General features: G+C 61.2%; 19 protein-coding genes and 1 tRNA gene. 14 read left to right on the top strand and 6 right to left on the bottom strand.

The features are described from left to right. Positions 1-10 precede the first annotated feature (10 nt). Positions 11-1,048 (top strand): aspartate-semialdehyde dehydrogenase, encoded by a 1,038-nt coding sequence (locus ABZS45_RS09590; protein WP_412099624.1) that lies wholly within the window; start codon positions 11-13, stop codon positions 1,046-1,048. Between the two features lie 75 nt (positions 1,049-1,123). Here ABZS45_RS09590 and ABZS45_RS09585 read toward each other — a convergent pair whose 3' ends face one another. Both ABZS45_RS09585 and ABZS45_RS09580 read right to left on the bottom strand, forming a co-directional pair. Then, positions 1,124-2,446 (bottom strand): hypothetical protein, encoded by a 1,323-nt coding sequence (locus ABZS45_RS09585; RefSeq protein WP_412099623.1) that lies wholly within the window; start codon positions 2,444-2,446, stop codon positions 1,124-1,126. Positions 2,447-2,723: 277 nt separating this feature from the next. After that, complete coding sequence (locus tag ABZS45_RS09580; RefSeq protein ID WP_070444226.1) at positions 2,724-3,272, bottom strand: RNA polymerase sigma factor; 549 nt, start codon at positions 3,270-3,272, stop codon at positions 2,724-2,726. 174 nt (positions 3,273-3,446) lie between these two features. Between ABZS45_RS09580 and ABZS45_RS09575 the strand changes: the two genes are divergently transcribed. From ABZS45_RS09575 to ABZS45_RS09565, 3 genes are all read left to right on the top strand, one after another. Beyond that, positions 3,447-5,003: a catalase gene (locus tag ABZS45_RS09575; protein WP_412099622.1), complete on the top strand. Its 1,557-nt coding sequence runs from the start codon at positions 3,447-3,449 to the stop codon at positions 5,001-5,003. Between the two features lie 129 nt (positions 5,004-5,132). Beyond that, positions 5,133-6,584: a hypothetical protein gene (locus ABZS45_RS09570; protein WP_412099621.1), complete on the top strand. Its 1,452-nt coding sequence runs from the start codon at positions 5,133-5,135 to the stop codon at positions 6,582-6,584. Between the two features lie 261 nt (positions 6,585-6,845). Then, positions 6,846-8,348, top strand: coding sequence for a hypothetical protein (locus ABZS45_RS09565; protein ID WP_412099620.1), 1,503 nt, complete (start codon positions 6,846-6,848; stop codon positions 8,346-8,348). Positions 8,349-8,426: 78 nt separating this feature from the next. On the opposite strand, the gene ABZS45_RS09560 is transcribed toward ABZS45_RS09565, so the two are convergent. Then, positions 8,427-8,503 (bottom strand) — tRNA-Pro (locus tag ABZS45_RS09560). An 81-nt stretch (positions 8,504-8,584) separates the two neighbouring features. Next, complete coding sequence (locus tag ABZS45_RS09555; protein ID WP_412099619.1) at positions 8,585-9,490, bottom strand: metallophosphoesterase; 906 nt, start codon at positions 9,488-9,490, stop codon at positions 8,585-8,587. Between the two features lie 42 nt (positions 9,491-9,532). Between ABZS45_RS09555 and ABZS45_RS09550 the strand changes: the two genes are divergently transcribed. Then, the gene (locus ABZS45_RS09550; RefSeq protein ID WP_412099618.1) at positions 9,533-9,997 is read left to right on the top strand and encodes a GatB/YqeY domain-containing protein; all 465 of its coding nucleotides are present in this window, start codon (positions 9,533-9,535) and stop codon (positions 9,995-9,997) included. A 101-nt stretch (positions 9,998-10,098) separates the two neighbouring features. On the opposite strand, the gene ABZS45_RS09545 is transcribed toward ABZS45_RS09550, so the two are convergent. Beyond that, complete coding sequence (locus ABZS45_RS09545; protein WP_412099616.1) at positions 10,099-12,543, bottom strand: transglycosylase domain-containing protein; 2,445 nt, start codon at positions 12,541-12,543, stop codon at positions 10,099-10,101. A gap of 214 nt (positions 12,544-12,757) precedes the next feature. Between ABZS45_RS09545 and ABZS45_RS09540 the strand changes: the two genes are divergently transcribed. Genes ABZS45_RS09540 through ABZS45_RS09525 form a run of 4 tightly spaced genes read left to right on the top strand, consistent with a single transcriptional unit; the run spans position 12,758 to position 14,521 of the window. After that, positions 12,758-13,057 carry a WhiB family transcriptional regulator gene (locus ABZS45_RS09540; RefSeq protein ID WP_070444216.1) on the top strand — a complete coding sequence of 100 codons (300 nt, stop codon included), beginning with the start codon at positions 12,758-12,760 and terminating at the stop codon, positions 13,055-13,057. A 13-nt stretch (positions 13,058-13,070) separates the two neighbouring features. Then, on the top strand, positions 13,071-13,232 hold the full coding sequence (locus ABZS45_RS09535) for a DUF4177 domain-containing protein (RefSeq protein ID WP_010189965.1): 162 nt from the start codon (positions 13,071-13,073) through the stop codon (positions 13,230-13,232). Further along, positions 13,232-13,690, top strand: coding sequence for a RidA family protein (locus ABZS45_RS09530; protein ID WP_412099615.1), 459 nt, complete (start codon positions 13,232-13,234; stop codon positions 13,688-13,690). Before ABZS45_RS09535 ends, ABZS45_RS09530 begins: the two co-directional genes overlap by 1 nt. Before the next feature lie 18 nt (positions 13,691-13,708). Next, a complete protein-coding gene (locus tag ABZS45_RS09525) occupies positions 13,709-14,521 on the top strand; it encodes an MBL fold metallo-hydrolase (RefSeq protein ID WP_010189963.1) in 813 nt (270 codons plus the stop codon). A 96-nt stretch (positions 14,522-14,617) separates the two neighbouring features. On the opposite strand, the gene glxR is transcribed toward ABZS45_RS09525, so the two are convergent. Continuing rightward, the gene (gene glxR, locus ABZS45_RS09520; protein WP_412099613.1) at positions 14,618-15,301 is read right to left on the bottom strand and encodes a CRP-like cAMP-activated global transcriptional regulator GlxR; all 684 of its coding nucleotides are present in this window, start codon (positions 15,299-15,301) and stop codon (positions 14,618-14,620) included. Between the two features lie 291 nt (positions 15,302-15,592). On the opposite strand from glxR, the gene nth reads away from it, so the two are divergent. The 5 genes from nth to ABZS45_RS09495 all read left to right on the top strand — a co-directional run bounded on the left by nth (position 15,593) and on the right by ABZS45_RS09495 (position 20,031). Beyond that, a complete protein-coding gene (gene nth / locus ABZS45_RS09515) occupies positions 15,593-16,252 on the top strand; it encodes an endonuclease III (protein WP_412099612.1) in 660 nt (219 codons plus the stop codon). A gap of 9 nt (positions 16,253-16,261) precedes the next feature. Beyond that, positions 16,262-16,831, top strand: coding sequence for a redoxin family protein (locus tag ABZS45_RS09510; protein WP_412099611.1), 570 nt, complete (start codon positions 16,262-16,264; stop codon positions 16,829-16,831). Further along, on the top strand, positions 16,828-17,505 hold the full coding sequence (locus ABZS45_RS09505) for an NUDIX hydrolase (protein ID WP_412099610.1): 678 nt from the start codon (positions 16,828-16,830) through the stop codon (positions 17,503-17,505). Before ABZS45_RS09510 ends, ABZS45_RS09505 begins: the two co-directional genes overlap by 4 nt. A gap of 37 nt (positions 17,506-17,542) precedes the next feature. After that, on the top strand, positions 17,543-18,730 hold the full coding sequence (locus ABZS45_RS09500) for a MarP family serine protease (RefSeq protein WP_070684815.1): 1,188 nt from the start codon (positions 17,543-17,545) through the stop codon (positions 18,728-18,730). Between the two features lie 134 nt (positions 18,731-18,864). Continuing rightward, positions 18,865-20,031: an HNH endonuclease signature motif containing protein gene (locus ABZS45_RS09495; RefSeq protein ID WP_412099609.1), complete on the top strand. Its 1,167-nt coding sequence runs from the start codon at positions 18,865-18,867 to the stop codon at positions 20,029-20,031. The last annotated feature ends 394 nt before the right edge of the window (positions 20,032-20,425 follow it).

The following is a 20,425-nucleotide window of genomic DNA, read 5'->3' as shown; positions in this document are numbered from 1 at the left end:
AGTTAAGGTCATGACCACTGTTGCAGTTGTAGGCGCCACCGGCCAGGTCGGCCGCGTGATGCGCACCCTCTTGGAGGAGCGCAACTTCCCGGCCGATACGGTTCGCTTCTTTGCCTCCGCGCGTTCGGCGGGCCAGGAGCTTACCTTCCGCGAGGAGAAGATTGTCGTGGAAGATTTGGCGGAGCAGACCGTTGAAAGCCTTGCTGGGATCGACGTCGCTGTGTTTTCCGCCGGCGGTGCTACCTCCAAGCAGTATGCGCCGCTTTTCGCCGAGGCCGGTGCCATCGTGGTGGATAACTCCTCCGCATGGCGCAAGGACCCGGATGTTCCGCTCATCGTCTCGGAAGTGAACCCGCAGGAGAAGGGCAATACCCCGAAGGGCATTATCGCGAACCCGAACTGCACGACCATGGCGATCATGCCGGTCACGAAGGCGCTTCACGACGCCGCCGGGCTCACCACCATGCGCGTTGCCTCCTATCAGGCCGTTTCCGGTTCCGGCCTGGCAGGCGTGGAAACCCTGGTTAAGCAGGTGGCGTCCATCGGTGACCGCAGCGTGGAGCTCGTCCACGATGGCTCGGCGCTCGAGGTCTCCGAGGAGGATCTGGGCCCCTACGTCGCCCCGATTGCGTATAACGCGCTGCCGCTGGCTGGCAACCTCGTCGATGATGGCACGGAAGAAACTGATGAGGAGCAGAAGCTGCGCAATGAGTCCCGCAAGATCTTGGGCATCCCGGAACTGAAGGTCTCTGGCACCTGCGTGCGCATTCCGGTATTCACCGGCCACACCATGGTGGTGCACGCGGAGTTCGAGAAGCCGATTACCCCGGAGCAGGCCCGCGAGGTGCTGTCGAACGCGCCGGGCGTCAAGGTCGTCGATGTGCCGACGCCGCTTGCGGCAGCAGGCATCGACCTCTCTTTGGTTGGACGCATCCGTCAGGACCAGACGGTGGAGGATAACAAGGGTCTCATCTTCGTGGTCTCCGGCGATAACCTGCGCAAGGGCGCTGCACTCAATACCATTCAGATTGCGGAGCTCTTGGTCTAAGCGCCGCAGTAACAAGAAAAGTCCGCTCCCAGAGTGATATCTGGGGCGGACTTTTCTTCTGTCAGCGGGGAAACGCTAGTCCTTCGGGACCTCGGGCTTGGTGTGCTCCACAAAGGTCACGGACGGATCCGGGTCCTCGCGGTCGTATTCGATCTCATCGTCTGCCTCTAGCTCCTCATGGATTTCCTCAGCAACCGTGTCGACGAACTCTTCAGTTTTCATGTTGGAGGCCGCTGCCAACTTGCGCAGCTCGCGCTCGTTCTTCTTGGTGAAGTGCTCGCGCGGGTCGAGGCGGCGCTTGACCAAGGTGCGGGCGCGCACGCGGCGGTCAGACTCAGAGGTGATCTTGTCACGCTGGGTAATCCAGCTGATGACCATGACGGCAATCATGAGCAGGCCAATCCAGCCCAGAATCGGGTACACGCTGGACACCAGCTGCTTGAAGCCGATGAAGGAGAGGATGAAGCCCACGACACAAGCACCGGCGTAGACAGGGTAGAAGAGCTTCGGCTTCTTACGGGTCAGGCGCTTGCCCATGGCGTAGAACATGCCGATGGCGGTGTTGAAGACCATGCCGTAGATGATGAAGGTCATGAAGTAACCCAGGACCGGGTTCACGTGGTTGATCAGCGTCAGCACCGGCAGGTCCTGCTTATAGACTTCCGGCGCCACCATGTAGAGGGAAACCACGAGGAGGGCAAGCAGGAGCAGGTAGAAGAAGCCGCCGATAAGGCCGCCAATGCCCACGGCGCGGTTATCCAGGATGTTGCCGCCGATGACGATGGACATCGAGACCGCGCACATGACGTTGAGGCCGGTGTAGTTCAGCGCAGCCAGCCACCAGTTGCTCAGCGGAGTCTCCACGTTGTTGACCGCAAACTCATTGGCTTGGGACCAATCCACGTCGGTCACGATGATGGTGTAGCCAGTCGCCAGAACCACGAAGATAATGATGAAAGGCGTAATCGCGCCGATGACCGAACTAACCTTGTCCACGTCGAGGAGGCCTACCAGCAGGACGAGCACGAGCATCACGGCCCCACCCACCCAAATGGGCACGCCGTCAAACTGCTGGCTGATGGTCGAGCCACCACCGGCGAACATGACGAAGCCGATAGAGAACAACGTGGCTAGGGTGCCCCAGTCCAGCACTCGGGAGACGATGGGGCCACTAATCTTGTCGTAGACGGCCGTGTGCTCGTCTGCCTGGAAGTAGGAGCCGAGCTGCAAAATTGCCACGCCAGTAATGATCATGAGGGCGGCTGCAAGGAGTACGCCCCATAGGCCCATGTTTCCGAAAGCCACGAAGTACTGGATTGCTTCCTGGCCGGAGGCAAAACCGGCGCCGACGACGACACCAATGAAGGCCATGGAAATGGCCACTGCGCGTTTCCACATAAAGTAAAGATGTCTCTCAATCTCACACGCGCCGGGGGATGCCATCACTACCCAAGGTGTGGTGCGAGCAATTGGGAAAGCCTCGCGGGCCCGGTTCGACTATCGATTTATCACGTGTGCCTCGAAAAATATTAAGTGTGTTCGATAGGTATTTTCCAGCTGGGGCCGTGGTTTCTTCCAGGATAGGCGGTGGCGGGGGCGCGAGAATGTGCCGTTTGGTGCATGTAGGCGCAGGTTCTATGACCGGCCAAGCCTATTTGTAACGGCTCGATAACGATTAGCCGCGTTGGTCGATTAAGTCCTTACGGGCGCGGGCCACGCGGGAGCGGATAGTGCCCACGCGGACCCCGGCGATCTTCGCGGCCTCCTCGTAGGTATAGCCCAGTACTTGGGTCAGGATGAGGGCTTCGCGGCGGTCTTCTGGGAGGGCGTCGATAAGCGCGCGGGCGTCGATCCACTCGCTCCACGTTCCGGCGTTTTCGGGGGTCGCAGCAAGGGCGGCGGCATCCTCGTACTCGGTGCTGGACTTGCGTGGGCGGGCCATGTCGTGGCGGATGTTGTCTACCCATACGCGGCGGGCAAGTGAAAGCAGCCATGTGCGCGCTGAGGAACGGGCGGCGAAGCGGGGGAGTGCGCCGATGACGCGCAGATATGTCTCTTGGGTAAGGTCATCTGCGATGTCCGGGCCGCCGAGGTGGGCGAGTAAGCGCCAGACATCATCCTGGGTGGACTTGATGAACTCCGTGAGGGCTGCGCGATCGCCGCGGCCTGCCTTGAGGGCGAGGTCGGTGACGCGCGCATCGTCGCGCTCGGAGTGTCGTTTCACCTCCCATAACTTACCAGTCGGGGGGCGGGGAGCTCGGGCACTAGGGGCTTAAGTCTGTGAGCTCTGGCAACCTTAAAAACTGTTGCGCAGGTCATTTTTTATGGGTAGACTATGAAAGGTCCGTGATTGATAATGTAAAGCAAATTATCAACCAATCAAGGAGGCATTAACCCCATGACTAACGCTTCGAATGAGTCCGCGGCAGACAAGGTTCTGGATAAGGGGCAGCGCGCCCCGGGTGGCCCGAACACTACCCGCCCTTCCGGTCAGCCGGTTGCTACTGAAAACACCAGCATCACCGTGGGCCAGAACGGCCCGGTAGTGCTCAATGACATCCACCTTATTGAGAAGCTCGCACACTTTAACCGCGAGCGTGTGCCGGAGCGCACCCCGCACGCCAAGGGTCACGGCGCTTTTGGTGAGCTGCACGTTACTGAGGATGTCTCCGCCTACACCAAGGCAAAGCTCTTCCAGAAGGGTACCGTGACCCCGATGATGGGCCGTTTCTCTACCGTTGCCGGCGAGCAGGGCTCCCCGGATACCTGGCGTGACGTCCACGGCTTCGCGCTGCGCTTCTACACTGAGGACGGCAACTACGACATCGTGGGTAATAACACCCCGATCTTCTTCATTCGTGACGGTATTAAGTTCCCGGACTTTATCCACTCCCAGAAGCGTCTGGGCGCCAACGGCCTGCGCGATGCTGACATGCAGTGGGATTTCTGGACCCGCAACCCGGAGACCACCCACCAGGTGACCTACCTTATGGGTGACCGCGGTACCCCGAAGACCACCCGCCACCAGAACGGCTACGGCTCCCACACCTTCCAGTGGGTCAACGAGTCCGGCGATGCCTTCTGGGTGAAGTACCACTTTAAGACCCGTCAGGGTGTGGAGAACTTCACCGACGCCGAAGCCACGGAGATGGCTGGTAAGAACGCGGACTACCACCGCGAGGACCTCTATAACGCCATCGAGGAAGGCAACTTCCCGGTCTGGGACGTGAAGGTTCAGATCATGCCGGTGGCGGAGGCTGAGGAGTACCGCTTCAACCCCTTCGACCTGACCAAGACCTGGTCCAAGAAGGACTACCCGCTGGTGGATGTCGGCTACTTCGTGCTCAACCGCAACCCGCGCAACTTCTTCGCGCAGATTGAGCAGGTTGCCCTGGATCCGTCCAACATCGTCCCGGGTATTGGCCTGTCTCCGGACAAGATGCTGCAGGCACGCGTCTTTGCCTACGCTGACCAGCAGCGCTACCGCATCGGACCGAACTACAAGCAGCTGCCGGTGAACCAGCCGCTCAACCAGGTCAACACCTATGAGCATGAGGGGCCGATGCAGTACCTGTTCAACGCCCCGGAGGATCCGGTCTACTCCCCGAACCGTCACGCCAAGGGCGGCGGCTACCTCGACGGTGATGAGAACCTGCGCTTCAAGGAGCAGGAGACTACCACCGCTCCGGATCTCTACGTGAACCCGGACCCGGCAGGCATAGACCTGGTTCGCGCGCCCTACGTCCATCACGCTGAAGACAATGACACCGTCCAGGCCACCGACCTGTACGAGAACGTCTACGACGATGGTGCCAAGGAGCGTCTGGCAGATAACATCACCAATGCCATGGCAGGCGTGTCCCCGGAGACCGAGGAGCGCGTCTACGCTTACTGGGATGCTGTTTCCCCGCAGCTGGGCAAGCGCGTGCGCGAGCTCTTCGCTGAAAAGAAGTAATACCACCTCAGTGAGTTAATCTCGTGGCTTCAAAAGCCCCGCCGGTCTAGTTCATTAAAGCTAGTTCCTGGCGGGGCTTTTCCGCGCGCCTGACCGCTTTTGCGCAGCGTGAACGATAGTTTCTTTTACATGACCTCACGCCTAGCCAGCCCTGCAGATGCCAACCGGAAAATTGGCGCCCGCGCTCTTATCCTCACCCTCGTGCTCATCCTGCCGCTTATTATCGGCGCGGTCGTTGCCACCGTGTCCGAGTGGCAGCCAGCCGAAGCCTGGTCCCAGGAGCAGGCGGGTGCGCCCAGCGATGGCACCATCGATCCCGCTGAGCTTTACGACGTCGCCCGTGCCCTCTCCGAAGCCAATGCCCAGGCCGGCTTCCTGGCTAATGGCGCGCAGCAGCTTGCCGATGGCACCGGCGAGCTGCAGGATGGTGCCGGTGAGCTTGGCGGCGGAGTAGACAAGCTGGCTGGCGGCTCGCAAGAGCTTTATGACGGGCTTGTGCAGCTGCAGTCCGGCACCGCGCAGCTGGGCAACGGTGCTACCGAGCTAGCCGACGGCGTTGGCGGCGCCGTCGACCAAGTCATCGGTCTCGGCGTGGTTCGTGGGCAGATCCTGCAGGCAATTGATGGCACGCTCAAGGACCTGGAAGGGAATAACTCGGCGGAGGCGAAGAACATTCGCGCGCAGCTCGGTGATCTGCGCAGCCAAGTGGAGAACTTCCAATTTGATCAGTCCATTCAGGACCAACTGACGCAGTTGAAGGATGGCTCGCGCGAGCTTTCCAATCAGCTGTCCGTGAGCGGCTATGCCTATCACGATGGTGTCTACCAGGCCACGGAGGGTGCACAGCAGCTCAATGCTGGCATTGGTGAGCTTAATGCCAAGGTCGATGAGGCTCTTAAGGGCGTGGACAAGCTTGTGGAAGGAGCGGAAAAGGTCGACGGTATGGCCAAGCAGAATCAGACCAAGGTGCAGGGAGCGCAGCGTGCGATGCCGACCGTCGCCGGGCCCGCTGAGGCTGGTAGCGAGCCCGCTCAGTTGCTGAGCCCCATCGTCGCTATGCTCCTTGCGGCTATTGCGGTTCTGGGCGGGGGCGTTATTGGTGCTCTGCTCACGCGCGTCGAGCGCCGTATCCTCGTACTGCTCGGCGGAGCGGTACTCATCGGTGTTGTCGTGGGCCTGCTCGTGGCTCTTCTGGCTACCGGCGTGACCGCGGCTGCAGTGGCCTGGGCGGGGCTCGCAGCGGCGGGGGCTGGGGTGGCGTCGGCAAGCATGGTGTTCGCGCTGGTGCGCTGGCTTGGTGCGGGCGGCTGGTTCCTGGGAAGTGTGTTTGCTGTCGCTCAGGTCGGCGTCGTGGGATGGGCGTGGAAGGCGGCGTCGACCGGCACCGATCTCAACGCCGCGATGAGCGCGCTCGTGCACCTCTTCCCCATGCAATGGGCAACCTCCGCCATTACCGTGGCGGGCAATGGCGGGCAGTCCCCGCAGCTGTGGACAGCCCTGGCTATTTTGGGGGTGATCGCGGTCGCGGCCTTCGTGCTCGTAGGCGCACCCGCCGGGCGGGAAGGCAAAGAAAAGGCCTAACTCACAGGTCTGCAGGCGGCACATCGCATAAGTGCCAAGATGCGTTACATGCTTTTCTAGATTTTGCTACCGCTGTGAATGAAAAGAGTGCTAGAGTAAGAGGCGCTCACAAAGCCTACTTAGGGGGTAGGCAAACGGTTTCTCCAATCCGTTGTGAGTGATAGGGAATAGGGGCGACGCGGCTGCTGTAGGGGCACCGCGTCGTTTCCAATTGTGGGGGTAAAATCGGCGGAAACGACCGCTCAGGAATTGGAGATCACCGTGACCGACTCCCGCGATATCAAACCTTTTGCTGCCAGCCGCGGCCCCAAAATAACCTCCGTTGGCGCGATTATTGGTACGGCCCTGGTGGGCGGGTTGCTGCTCGGGGGAATCGGTGTGGGCACGAGCTTGGCGGTCTTCGATGAGCCGGAGCGCTCCGATTTTCTCATGCAGCCCGCGCAGCGTGAGGTGCAGGCCGACATCATGGACCCAGACGATGTGCTCACGCCGGAGGAAGAAGAGCGCATGCTTGGCGATGTCTCCCGGATCGCCGCCCCCGACGTGGTCCAGGGGCTGCACTACATGGTCTTTGCCAAGAACAAAGAAAACGTAAACGACTCCGTGGAGGAGTACCTGCGCGATCATCACCCGGAGCTCATTGGCAAGGATAAGTTTGCCGATGGTCAGGTCTTCGTCGGCGTAGGCCTTGACCCGCGCCAGGCCTTCGTCTTTGCGGGTGAGGACGTGGCAGATCGGATGAAGCTGCGCAAGGGTGACAGCCATTTGGAGCAGTCCATTGAAGCCATTAAGCCGGGCGTGCGGGATGACAACATTCCTGCTGGTCTTTTTGCAGGCGCGGCGGCAGCGATCGATGTGGACCGTGCTGCGGATACCCAGTATGAGAGCGCGAAAAATGGACGCATTGGGGCGGCCATTGGCCTTGGGGCGGCGGGACTGAGCGTTGGTGGCGCGGGCGCGGGCATCGTTGGCGGTACTCGTCGCAGCCGGCAGAAGAAGGCGCAGCAGGCGCGCGAGGATTGGGACTACGTGTCACAGACCTATACCGGTGTGGCGCAGCGCCTGAGGGAGATCGATATCCGGGCGCACTCGCTGCAATCGGGGCTGGTGGATGAGCGCCTGCGTGAAGACTGGGAGGGCCTGCGTGATGATTTCCTCGCTATCGACTCCCAGGTAGGCTCGCTGATGTCGATACCGGCCGATGCGCCGGATGACCAGTTCCGCTCGCATGCTGAGCCCATCGCTCACGCGCGCGAACTGTGTGAGCGCGTGGAAACCGCCGAAGTCAACATTGAAAAGCTGCGCCGAATCGAAGACGCTGATGTCGATGCCCGCCGCTTCGAGCTCTACGAGTTGGGTAAAGACCTGGCCCAGGCAGGATACTTGGCCGCGGATATCGACTCGTCTCTGGAGCGTCACGCCAAGGAGCTGGAAGGTGCCGCCGTTGCCTTGTCCAAGGAGCCGAATCACCCGCAGTTCATGGAACGCTACTTGGAGCTCTTGGACCGCTCCGCGCTCTTGTCGGAACACGTTCAGTCTCAGCTGCAGAAGCGCAATGAGGCCGATGAGCGGCCGGAGCGCACGCGTATCTATGACTCCAATTTCTTCGCCGGCTCCGGCTACCACGGCTACGTGCCCTTCTACGTTGTGAGTACCTGGGACAGCGATGCCACCACCGCCCGCGAAAGCTCCTCCAGCAGCGGCGGCGTCAACAGCGGGTTTAGCTCGGGCTTTTCCGGTTCCGGTGGTTCTTCGAGTTTCTAGGCGGGGCGAGCGGCTCTGCCTGCCGGCGCCTGCTGCTCGGTGAAAACGCAAAAGAACCCGCAGTCTCCTGCGGGTTTGTGGTCGGGATAACAGGATTTGAACCTGCGACCTCTTCGTCCCGAACGAAGCGCGCTACCAAGCTGCGCCATATCCCGGTGTCTCGCTCTAAGCGGTACCGGATTACTGTAACGCACCCCAGCCTGAAAGGACAAAACGGCAGCGTGGAGGGGGTATCCCTAGGCGGCCTTCTCGGTGATGTGTAGGAGAGTGGCCGACGGGCGGCAGAACACACGGAAGGGAACGAACTTCGAGGTGCCCAGTCCGTTGGAGACGTGCATGTACATTTCACCGAAACAGTGCAGGCCCTCCGCGCGAACGCGGTCGATGCCGCAATTGGTCACGATGGAGCGCGAGCCCGCTACCTTGAAAGGCAGGCAGAGCTGGCCGCCGTGTGTGTGCCCGGACAGGGACAGCTGGTAGCCGTCGGCGGCGAATTTCTCCAGGACGCGGGGTTCCGGGGAATGCGTTAGTGCTAGGGAAAGGTCGGCGTCCTCGTTCGGCGCACCGGCAATCTCTGAGTAGTCATCCAAGTCGTGGTGTGGGTCATCCACACCGGCGGCAGCGAGGCGGACGTCGCCGACCTTGAACTCCACGCGGGCCTGGTTGGCGTCGTGCCAGCCGTGCTCGAGGAAGGCCGCGCGCATGCCCTTCCAGGGCAGGTTCACGTAGGAAGGTTCGTTCTTCTTCCCAACCAGGTAGTTGAAGGGATTCGGGATGCGTGGCGCCCAGTAGTCGTTGGTACCAAAACAGAACATGCCCGGGCGGCTCAGCAACGGGCCCAGGGCGCGGAGTACCTCGGGGACGGCGCGCTCGTCGGAGAGATTGTCACCGGTGTTGATCACCAAGTGCGGGTCAAGGGCATCAAGCCCCGAGACCCACTCGATTTTGGCGCGTTGGCCCGGAATCATGTGGAGGTCGGACACGTGCAGGATACGAAACTCGGACTCCTCGCGCAGCGTACCGGGCTCCAGTAGCGGCAGGGTGTACTCCTTGAGCTCGAACTTGGTGAGCTCCGAATGCGCCCATGCGGCAGTGCCCAGACCAGCGGCGGCGAGTCCGCCAAGGACAGGGTAAATCTTCACCCTCACCACACTACCTGGGCCGGCAGGCGTAGATTGAAGGGCATGAGTGAGTTGAAAGAAACTATCCGTGCTGACCTCAAGACCTCGATGAAGACTAAGGACAAGGCCCGTACGAGCGCCATCCGTTCTCTGCTGTCTGCCATCCAGGCGGAGGAAACGACTGGTTCTCGCCATGAGATTACCGATGAGGACATCCTCAAGGTCATCGCCCGCGAGATTAAGAAGCGCCGCGAATCCGCAGAGGTCTACGCAGAAAATGGCCGCCCGGAGCTGGCGGAGGAAGAGCTTGCTGACGTCCCCTTCTTCGAGGCCTACCAACCAGAGCAGCTTGACGACGACTCCCTGAACACCCTCGTCGCTGAATCCATCGCCGAGGTTGAGAAGGATTCCGGCGAGCCGGTGACCATCAAGCAGATGGGCAACGTCATGAAGGTGGCCACCGCTAAGGCCGCTGGCCGCGCCGACGGCAAGCGCCTGTCTACCGCAGTGAAGGCCGCCCTCAACTAACGTGCTAGCGCAGGAGCGCAAGCACCCTACGCTTTAGCTCCCCTTCACGCTTTAGTCCGTTCTACGCTTTAGCTCGATTTTCCATGCTCTAGCGCTCGGCGCTAGAGCCCGAAGAAGCTCCGCACGTCATTCGTGAAGCGGTCGACATCTTCTTGGCTGAATAGGGGCTCAGACTGCGAGGGCTGGCCGCCACCAGTGCCGGCGCCGTCACCGCTCGGGGCAGGGGGTGCGCCGTAGGTGGAGTCCCAAGCTGCTTGGTCCGAGTTCGCGGAAGAGGAGTCGCTTGCGGAGCCGTCGGAAAGCTGGAGCGTGACCTCCGAACCCTTCTTCGCGCCGGATGGGCCGGTGATGACGCGAACCACCTTGCCGTAGCCCACACCGGGGGCGGGAACCTCGGTGGTTTTCACTACGAAGCCGGCCTTCTCCAGATCGGACCGGGCTTGGCTTTCGGACTTGCCCTTCAGGCCGTCGATAAGCGGCGATACCGTACCGGAGTCATAGGCGCGGTCATAGTCCGGCACCGTGCCCTTCTGGGCCGCGGGAACGCGTGCGGCCATCGTGTAGAAGGTGGCCGCCGGCTCCTTGCCACCGAAGAGGTTGCCGCTGGGGCACTGGCGCACAGGTCCGGTGCACAGCGGGCTCGTGGTGGTCCCGTCATTGTAGATATACGGTGCGGCAGCGACGGCAGAGTTGAAGCCCAAGAAAGCCGAGGACTGGTTGGACTCCGTGGTACCGGTCTTGGCGGCGGCCTGACCACTGAAGCCGGCAGCGCGTGCCGAGTCGGCAGCGGTGCCCTTTTCAGTATCGGCCGTCATGTTGTTCTCCAGCGCCTTGGCTACTTCCTTGCCCACTGCGCGCTCGCACGGCGTGTGCTTGAGGTAGACCTCGTTGCCGTGGGAGTCCGTGACCTCCTCGATGGGGTTCGGCTCGCACCACATGCCTTGCGAGGCCACCGTCGCGCCCACGTTGGACAGCTCCAGCGCGTTCACTGCTGTGGGGCCGAGTGTGAAGGAACCTAGGTTGGATTCCTTGATGTGGTTGGCGATGGAAGTCTCGCCGTCGTAGCTGCCGGGTTCCTCATAAGAACGCAGGCCGAGCTTGACGGCGATGTCGACCAAGCGCTCGACGCCGAGTTGCTCGGTGAGCTGGATGAAAGGGGTATTGGGAGAGTAGGCCAGCGTGTCCTGCATAGTCATCGTGGGGGCATAGCTGCCGGCGTTTTCCACGCAGTACCTGTTGGGCGGGCAGTTAGCAGCGCCGCCGTATCCTAGCCCTTCCGCCTCGTAGCGATTAGGTACGGCCAGCTTGTCCTTGATGCCGTAGCCCGCTTCCAAGGCGGCCGCGGCGGTAAAGAGCTTGAACACCGAACCGGCGCCGTTGCCCACCAGCGAATTCGGTTGGGGGAGGAGGGTTTCGTTGTTGGCGAGGTCGAGCCCGTATGTGCGCGAAGACACCATGGCCAAGACCTTGCGGGAGCTGGTGCCTGGCTGAATGACGTTCATAACCTCCGCCACTCCTTCTGCATCCGGGGCGGTATGGCTGCGCACCGCGTTGAGTGCCTGGTCCTGGACGTCGGGGTCAAGCGTGGTCTTGACGGTCAGGCCACCGCGTGTCAGGTGCTCGCGGTCGATGCCTTTTTCGTCGAGGTATTCCAGCACGTAGTCGCAGAAGAAACCGCGATCGCCCGCGCCGATGCAGCCATTGGCCAGGGTAGCGGGGCTATCCAAAACGCCCAGAGGTTCCTGGGCAAAGGAATCGGCGTCCTCCTGGGAGAGGGAGCCGGTGTCGGCCATGGCCTGGAGCACCATGTTGCGGCGTTCGATGACGCCTTCCTCGTTGGTATAAGGGTTGAGATACTCCGAGGACTGCACCATGCCGGCGAGCATCGCTGCCTGCGGTACCGTGAGGTTCTCGGCACTGGTACCGAAGTAGGTGCGGGCCGCAGCCTCAACGCCATAAGCGTGGTTACCAAAGGGCACGAGGTTAAGGTAATTAGCCAGAATCTCATTCTTGGAAAGCTTGGCGTCGATATCCGTGGCCATGCGCATCTCGCGCAGCTTGCGGGTTACGGACTGTTCCGTCGCGGCCTGGCGTTCCTCGTCGGTCGTTGCATTGACCAAGAGGAGATAGTTCTTTACATACTGCTGGTCCAGCGTCGATGCACCCTGGGAGACGCCGCCTGCGGCCAAATTGGTCCACAAGGCGCGCAGATTGCCCTGCAGATCGACGCCTTCGTGCTCATAGAAACGGCGGTCCTCGATGGCCACGACCGCTTGCTTCATGGCATCCGAGATTTCATCCGGCTGCACCGGATGGCGGCGTTGCTCGTAGATATAGGCAAGGGTGTTGCCTTTGGCATCCAAGATGGTGCTCACACCAGGGGCCTCGCCGTTGGTGAGATCCTGGATGTCCGATTGCATCGTGTCGTTCGTCCTGGCCACGGCAACGCCACTGACGCCGGCGACGGGGGCGATGGCCAGCGCGATGAGGATGCCGACCAGTGCTGTGGACAGGACGAGCTTTCCCAGAGATTTGATCACAGTCACCCTCCACACACTAGTGGTTCAGGTGCAGATCCGGGAGACCCCCCTAAAGTGTGACCTGTTAGACAGGGATACCGGTCTGTGAATAGACTTACCAATGGTACATAATATTCCGTCGAGTAGAGGGTTATTCACGATCTTCAGCTTCGACGGGGGTGAGCTTGGAAGGAGTTACCTAGCCGTGACAGTCAGTGTCAAAGGTGCAGGACGGTCCACAATGCTAAAGAATGCCTCGTTAACTTCTGAGCGTGGTGAGTGGGTTACCCAAGCTAAGTGCCGCAACGGTGACCCCGATGCGCTGTTCGTGCGAGGTGCTGAGCAGCGAAAAGCTGCGGTGATTTGCCGCCACTGCCCAGTGCTCAATGAGTGCCGCGCGGATGCTCTGGATAACCGCGTGGAGTTTGGCGTGTGGGGTGGCCTCACGGAGCGCCAGCGCCGCGCCCTTCTGCGTAAGAACCCGCACATCACTAGCTGGGCCCACTACCTCGCTGAGGGTGGCGAACTTATCGGTATTTAGTAGCATTGATTCCATGACTAAATGGGAATATGCCACCGCGCCGGTTCTTACGCACGCGACGAAACAAATCCTCGATTCCTGGGGTGAGGACGGCTGGGAGCTCGTCACCATCACCCCGGGTATGAACCCGGAGAATGTTGTCGCCTATTTCAAGCGCCCTCTGGAGGAATCCTAATGGGTGCGCTTGCCCGCCTTGAAGAGCTCGGCGTCGAGCTGCCTTCCGTCGCTGTTCCTCTCGCGTCCTACATCCCGGCTACCCAGGTGGGCAACCAGGTATGGACCTCCGGTCAGCTGCCCGTTGTGGGCGGGGAATTGCCTGCTACCGGCAAGGTCGGCGCAGAGGTAAGCCTCGACAAGGCACAGGAATTGGCGCGCACGGCGGCGCTGAACGCATTGGCTGCAATCAATGGCCTCGTGGGGCTTGACCGCATTACCCGCGTGATAAAGGTAGTCGGTTTCGTAGCTTCGGATCCCTCTTTCACGGATCAGGCCGCAGTTATCAACGGCGCCTCGGATTTCCTCGGTGAGGTCTTTGGGGACGCTGGAATCCACGCGCGTTCTGCGGTGGGGGTAGCGGTCTTGCCGAAGGATTCCCCCGTTGAGATTGAAATCATCGTAGAAATCGCTGAGTAATCGGATAGGGTTAGAACCATGGAGCATCCTGCATATAGCCAACTGCGTCCCGTGAGCCAGTCCGTCGGTGTCGTGCTGTGTGATAACCCCAGCTACACCGCCTTGGAGGGCACCAATACGTGGATCATCCGCGCCGGAGAAGATTCCCGCGCCATTGTGGTCGATCCGGGCCCGGAGGATGAAGGTCACCTCAACGTTGTGACCGCGAAAGCGGGCGAGGTGGCGTTGATTCTTCTTACCCACCGTCACGATGATCACGCATCGGGCGCTCAGCGTCTGCGCCAGCTCACCGGCGCCCCCATCCGCTCTTTCGATCCGAACTATTGCAACGGAGGGGACGCGCTTGTCGACGGTGAAGTGATCACCGTCGACGGCATCACCCCTCAGCTTGAGGTGGTCCATACCCCGGGCCATACCGCAGATTCGACCTGCTTCTTCGTGTGGTCGGCGGAAGCGAAGAACTCCACGCTGGAGGGCATTTTGACCGGCGATACCATCGCAGGCCGCCACACCGTGCTGCTGTCTGAGACTGATGGTGATTTGGGCGCCTACCTGAAGACGTTGGATCTTCTCGAAGAGCGTGGCAAGGATGTAGCGCTTTTCCCGGGGCACGGCCCGGACTTGGAGGACACCTCCGCGGTTGCCCGCAAGTACATTGACCGCCGCCACCACCGCCTGGACCAGATTAAGGAGGTCCGCGGGCGCCTTGGTGAGGATGTCGACGTCAAGACGCTCGTCGATGAGATGTATGACGATGTTGACCCGGTTCTGCGTCACGCGGCTGAGCAGTCGACGCGCACCGCGCTGAAGTACCTCGCGGCTCAGAACTAAAGCACTACATAGGAAAATCCCCCGAGTTTTCTCGGGGGATTTTGCATTGGGCCAAAGCCGCCCGGAGGCGGCATATGCAGGCTCGGCCTTTAAGACCTAGCGCGCGCGGCGGGCCAAGTGCTCGGTGTCAACGATGAGCACCGACTTGCCCTCCAAGCGGATCCACCCGCGGTGAGCGAAGGTGGCGAGTGCCTTGTTCACGGTTTCGCGGGACGCGCCGACGAGCTGAGCGATCTCTTCCTGCGTGAGGTCGTGGTTAACGCGCAGCGCACCGCCTTCTTGCGTGCCGAAGCGGTTGGCCAGCTGCAGCAGGGTCTTGGCAACGCGACCCGGAACATCAGTGAAGATGAGGTCCGCCAGGTTGGCGTTGGTGCGGCGCAGGCGGCGGGCCAGCACGCGCAGCAGCTGCTGGGCAATCGCCGGGTGATCGGCTACCCACTGCTTGAGCATCTCAGAGTTCATCGTGGCGGCGGTAACCTCAGTGACACACACTGCGGAAGAGGTGCGCGGGCCCGGATCGAAGATGGAGAGCTCGCCGAACATGTCGGACGGTCCCATCACGGTCAGCAGGTTCTCACGACCGTCCGGGGCGTGGCGGGCGAGCTTAATCTTGCCCGAGGTAATGATGTAGAGGCGGTCTCCCGGCTCACCTTCCTCAAAAATGGTGGTGCCGCGCGGGAAACGGACGGTTTCCATCTGCTCAATAAGGTTCTGTACTGCTACCGGATCGACGCCCTGGAAAATACCAGCGCGGGAGAGGATATCCTGTACGCCTTCCACTGTTACTCCTTAAAGCCTGCGCAGCCCGGAAATCACTGGGACACAAGCTGGTTTGGTTTATGTTGACGCACCTAGACTCCAGTGCGCCACGAGGCACTGCACAACATCATACAGTGCAATTAGTCACTATTTCCACCAACGTGAAAAATAATCACACGCCTTGGTTAATCCTCGAAGGCCGTCGCTTCTAGCTTCTCCATGAGAATGGCAAAGAGCGCGAGGCACAGCGGCACGAAGAGGACGAGTGAAATCATGCTTCCCATTCTAACCGCTGTCACTAGAGTTACTTCTATGTCCCCTGACATTTCCACACCGCATGACGACGATACCGAGGCAGCGCGCATTGTCCATATTCGTACAGCCCTCGCGGAGGGATATCCCGACGCCGACTGTGAGTTGAATTTCACCTCCCCGCTGGAGCTGCTCGTAGCGACGGTTCTCTCCGCGCAGTGCACGGATGCCCGTGTCAATCAGGTCACCCCGGAGCTTTTCGCTGCCTATCCCTCCGCACCGGATTATGCAGCCGCGGACCGCTCCAATCTCGAGCGTATTCTCCGCCCACTCGGCTTTCAGCGCGCGAAGGCCGGCCACTTGCTGGGCATCGGCGAGAAGCTTGTTGCGGATTTCGACGGGCAGGTGCCCCAAGGGATCGACGAGCTCACCTCCCTGCCGGGAGTTGGCCGCAAAACCGCACTGGTGGTGCGCGGAAATGCCTTTGGGTTACCGGGGATCACGGTGGACACCCACGTCACGCGCTTAAGCCAGCGGCTCGGTCTGACTGGGGCGAAGACACCGCGGGCGATTGAGAGGGACGTCGCCAAGCGCGTGCCCGAAGAGGAGCAAACAGTGTTTTCACACCGCCTCATCCTCCACGGGCGGCGCGTGTGCACCGCCCGGAAGCCGAAGTGCGCGGCCTGCGTCCTTGCGCCATGGTGCCCGTCGCGGGGTTAAGGTGGAGCAATGAGCCAATATTCTCGGTGGCCTGGATACGTGAAGGCGAGCATCGTTGCCATTGCTGCTCTGGCAGCACTCGCATTCGTCGGCGTGGTGAATCTCCTTGAGGATGATGAGCCGGAAGTCCCTGTCCCCGAGGCGCAGGAGCAAGAGGTAGCCAAGCGTCCCAAATGCCCCGAAGGGCCGATCGCTGGTGTGGACCTTCCCTGCCTAGGCGCGGCCGGTACAGCGGCGGCCAAAGACGTCCAGATCGTCACGGTGTGGGCATGGTGGTGTGAACCGTGCCGCACGGAGCTGCCCTTCTTCGAAGACCTTGCACGCTCGCACTCGACGTGGAATGTTGTCGGCGTGCATGCGGACGCCAATGCCGCTAACGGTGCGGCGCTTTTGAGCGATCTGCAGGTCGATATTCCCAGCTACCAGGACGAGGATGGGACCTTCGCAGGCGAGCTCGGGCTGCCGGGCGTCATCCCCATCACCCTCGTGGTGCGCGATGGCAAGGTGGAAGAGAAGTTCATTAAACCTTTTACCTCCGCCAAAGAATTGGAGGAGGCCGTCGAGGAGGTTCTTAAGTGAGCCGACTGTTTCCCGCGCACGCTCCTGAGTGGCTGCGCCCCGCGCTCGGGGTTGATGCCGGCAAGGTACAAGAGCGCCTCATCCGTCACCTCCCGGCCGCTCGGCGCCGCCGCGAATCAGCAGTGTTGGTGCTGCTGAAGGGCACGAGTTTTGAGGATGGCGAGGTGCTGCTCACGCACCGCTCGCCCTCGATGCGCTCGCACTCCGGCCAGATTGCATTTCCTGGTGGGCGTAAGGATGAAGAGGACACTTCGCTTGTCGACGCCGCCTTGCGCGAAGCCGAAGAAGAAACCGGCCTCGACCGCTCCACCGTTACCCCTCTTGAACAGTGGGGCAAGCTAGATATCCCGGCGACCGGCAACACCGTGAGCCCCGTCCTGGCGTACTGGCATAAACCGGGCACCGTGTGGCCGGCGAGTCCGGAAGAAACCGACGACGTTTTTACCGTCCCGCTGCGGGAGCTGGCGGATCCTGCCAACCGCCTGATAGTGGGCTTTAGCCGGTGGAAGGGGCCGGCGTTTCGGACACGCGGATACCTGGTGTGGGGATTTACTGCGGGAGTGCTATCCGGGCTCATGGACCACGCGGGGTGGAGCGTGAAATGGGATAAGAAAACGGTTCATGATCTGCGTGACTCACTCGATCGCTCTTCGAATAATGAGAAGATAGGCTAGTTCTGCTCCTTTTAGCCCTTAAGAAAGTATTCCCTCTGTGTCCTTAGTCGTTGACGTTCTGATCGTGATTGCCGTGCTCCTCGCCGTGCGCGTGGGCTGGCGGCAGGGGGCTTTGGCAGCGGTCCTCGCAGCGGTGGGAATCATCGCGGGACTGGTGCTGGGAACCGTGCTGGCCCCGCTGGCGATGGGCCTGACTGACCAGGCGGCCGTGCGCTTCTTGCTGGCCGTCGGCGTGCTCATTTTGCTGGTGGGGCTGGGGCAGCTGGTGGGGACGTCGCTTGGCATGGCGCTGCGGGACCGCATGCGTACGCGGTCGGGGCAGCGCGTGGATTCGTCGATTGGCGCGGTGTTCCAAGCTGCGGTGGCCATCGTGGTGATTTGGTTGGTGTCTTTGCCCCTGGCCTCCAATTTGGGAGGTCAGCCGGGGCAGGCGCTGCGTGAATCGCGCGTGCTGAGCTCGCTCAATGCGGTGGCGCCGTCACGCCTGGCGGCGTTGCCGAATGGCTTGGCTGCGCTCCTCAACGAATCCGGGCTGCCGCCGTTGGTCTCGCCCTGGGAGCGTTCCGGCGCCGATGTTGAGGTGGATGCGCCCGCGGTACATATTGGGGATCCTGAGCTCGCGGAACGCGTGCGGCCATCCGTTATCCACGTGCTGGGTGATGCCGAGGCGTGCTCGCGCCGCCTGATGGGCTCGGGCTTCGTTACGGAACCGGACTACGTCATCACGAACGCCCATGTTGTCGCGGGTACGGATAAGGTGCGTCTTGATACCGTGCTCGGGCTCAAGGAAGCGGACGTGGTCTATTACAACTCGGACGTGGACATTGCCGTGCTGCATAGCCCGGGCTTAGGCCTGGAGCCGCTGCCGTGGGCGGAGCAAGCGGCTGTGACGGGGGACGATGCCATCGTCTTGGGCTTCCCACAGTCGGGGCCGTTCACGGCGGAGCCGGCACGCGTGCGCGACCGCCTTACCATCGCTGGGCCGGATATCTACTCCACGGGCCGCGTGGAGCGCGATGCGTACACGGTGCGTGGCAGCATCCGCCAGGGCAATTCCGGCGGCCCGATGATCAACCCGGAGGGCCAGGTGCTCGGCGTGGTGTTTGGTGCCTCTGTGGAGGATTCCGATACGGGCTATGCGCTCACCGCGGACGAGGTGCGCGGCCACGTGGGTGACGTCACGCAGCTTGTCGACGCCATCCCAACCGGCTCCTGCGTCGGCTAGTTCTCGCGTGCGCTTTTCTTCCCCTTGGCCGGCATTAACCCCACCTGTGAGATACTTTCTCCTCGCACCTTTCTAAGCAGGGATTTTCTTCCTCCGGTTGCGGTGTGCATAGACCTGCTTTAGTCTCTGTGCCCATGGGGGATATCGAAACCTACCTCCGCCTACGCAACTCGGGGATTGCGCTGGTGGAACATATACCTGGCACACCCGATGAGCTCCGCGCGCTCGGCGCGGATGCCGCTGATGCTGCCGAGCTTGCAGGCCTACACCAGGTGTACTTCGGCCCCACCCGCTTTACCGGCAAACAACGCAAAGCCCGCCAAGCAGCACTCAAACAACGCCACAGCCTCGGCACCCTCACACTCATCGAGTCCTACGCATCCAAGGTGAAAAAGACCCTGGATGCCTGGAACCTCCGAGCAAAACTCGCCGCCACACCCGCACACCGCATTAAAACGGTCGCCACCCAACGGCTTAAAGAACTCCGTGCTAAGCGCATAGCCAAACCAGGCGTGCGCATCACCTACAGAGCCGAAGGCCCCAACACACTCTCCATAACGGATGACGCCACCACCATCGCCAACATGCGCGCAGCCTTAGAGTCCACCAACACCACCGACCTACTTAAAGCCGCCAACGACATCTTCTTCAACAAAGCCTCCGGCACCAAGCCTGCCGTGCGCACCCAAGTCATCATCACCCTCAACGAGTTGGACCAGATCATCAACGGCGACGGGGACGAAATCGAGCTCAAGCTGACCAACGGCGCACGCATGACCGGCGCCGAGTTTTTAACCCACAAGTTTGCCGAAATAGGCTACGCCACCATCGTCCACCCCATCGAAGGGCCCATCAACACCTGGCGCCTATCCCGTGGGGCAAACCTCAACCAACGCCTCACCCTGCACGCGGAATTCCACACCTGCTCAAGACCAGGCTGTAATAAACCAGCTGATTACTGCCAAGTGCACCACCTTATCCCTTGGCAGGCTGGCGGATACACCAACATCAAGAACTTAACTTTCTTGTGTGCCTACCACAACGGTATTAACGACGATGACCCTTCAAGGCCTACCGGGCGCGGCTACATGTACCGGCTCAACACCGGGGTTAGCTTCATCCCACCCTGGGGAACACCGATAACCGCAATGCCGGAATACCAAGAAGCACTAGCCAGACTCAACACCGAAAAAGCCGCCGCACAGGCCACAGTCCAAGGAGCTGCAACAACACCGGGCACAGCCAGCCAAAGCCAAGCAGTACCAGAACAGCCACCAGACCCACCACCCGACAGCAGCTAACAACCCCAGCCACCACACAACAACAGCAGAAAGGACAGCGCCAACCACCTCATCGCGCCTGATAACGGTTCGCCCCCGTCAGTCGAAGCCACGCTGACGGGGATACCGGCGATCCCTAACAACGATTCAGACGCTTCCCGCTGGAGGTTAAGCCCTTAAAGAGCGAAACCTGCCAACCGGATGAAGGTTTACGGGCACACCGGCGATCCTTCAGACAACACCACCCACAAACCACAACAAGGTACGCAAGAAAACCTGCGAGCCTTATGCCAACGCCACCCGTCATCCAAAGCCAGACTGACAGGCAATCCGGCGACCCCAAGTCCGGCTTCACGTGCTGCCGGAAGCGGCAAGAGCTGCGGGATCCTTAAGCTCTTAAAGGCGAGACCCGCCA

The organism is Corynebacterium aurimucosum, from assembly GCF_046895345.1.
Classification (GTDB): domain Bacteria; phylum Actinomycetota; class Actinomycetes; order Mycobacteriales; family Mycobacteriaceae; genus Corynebacterium; species Corynebacterium aurimucosum_G.
Note: the sequence above shows the minus strand (reverse complement) of the source record. Positions and strands in the feature narration are given on the sequence as shown.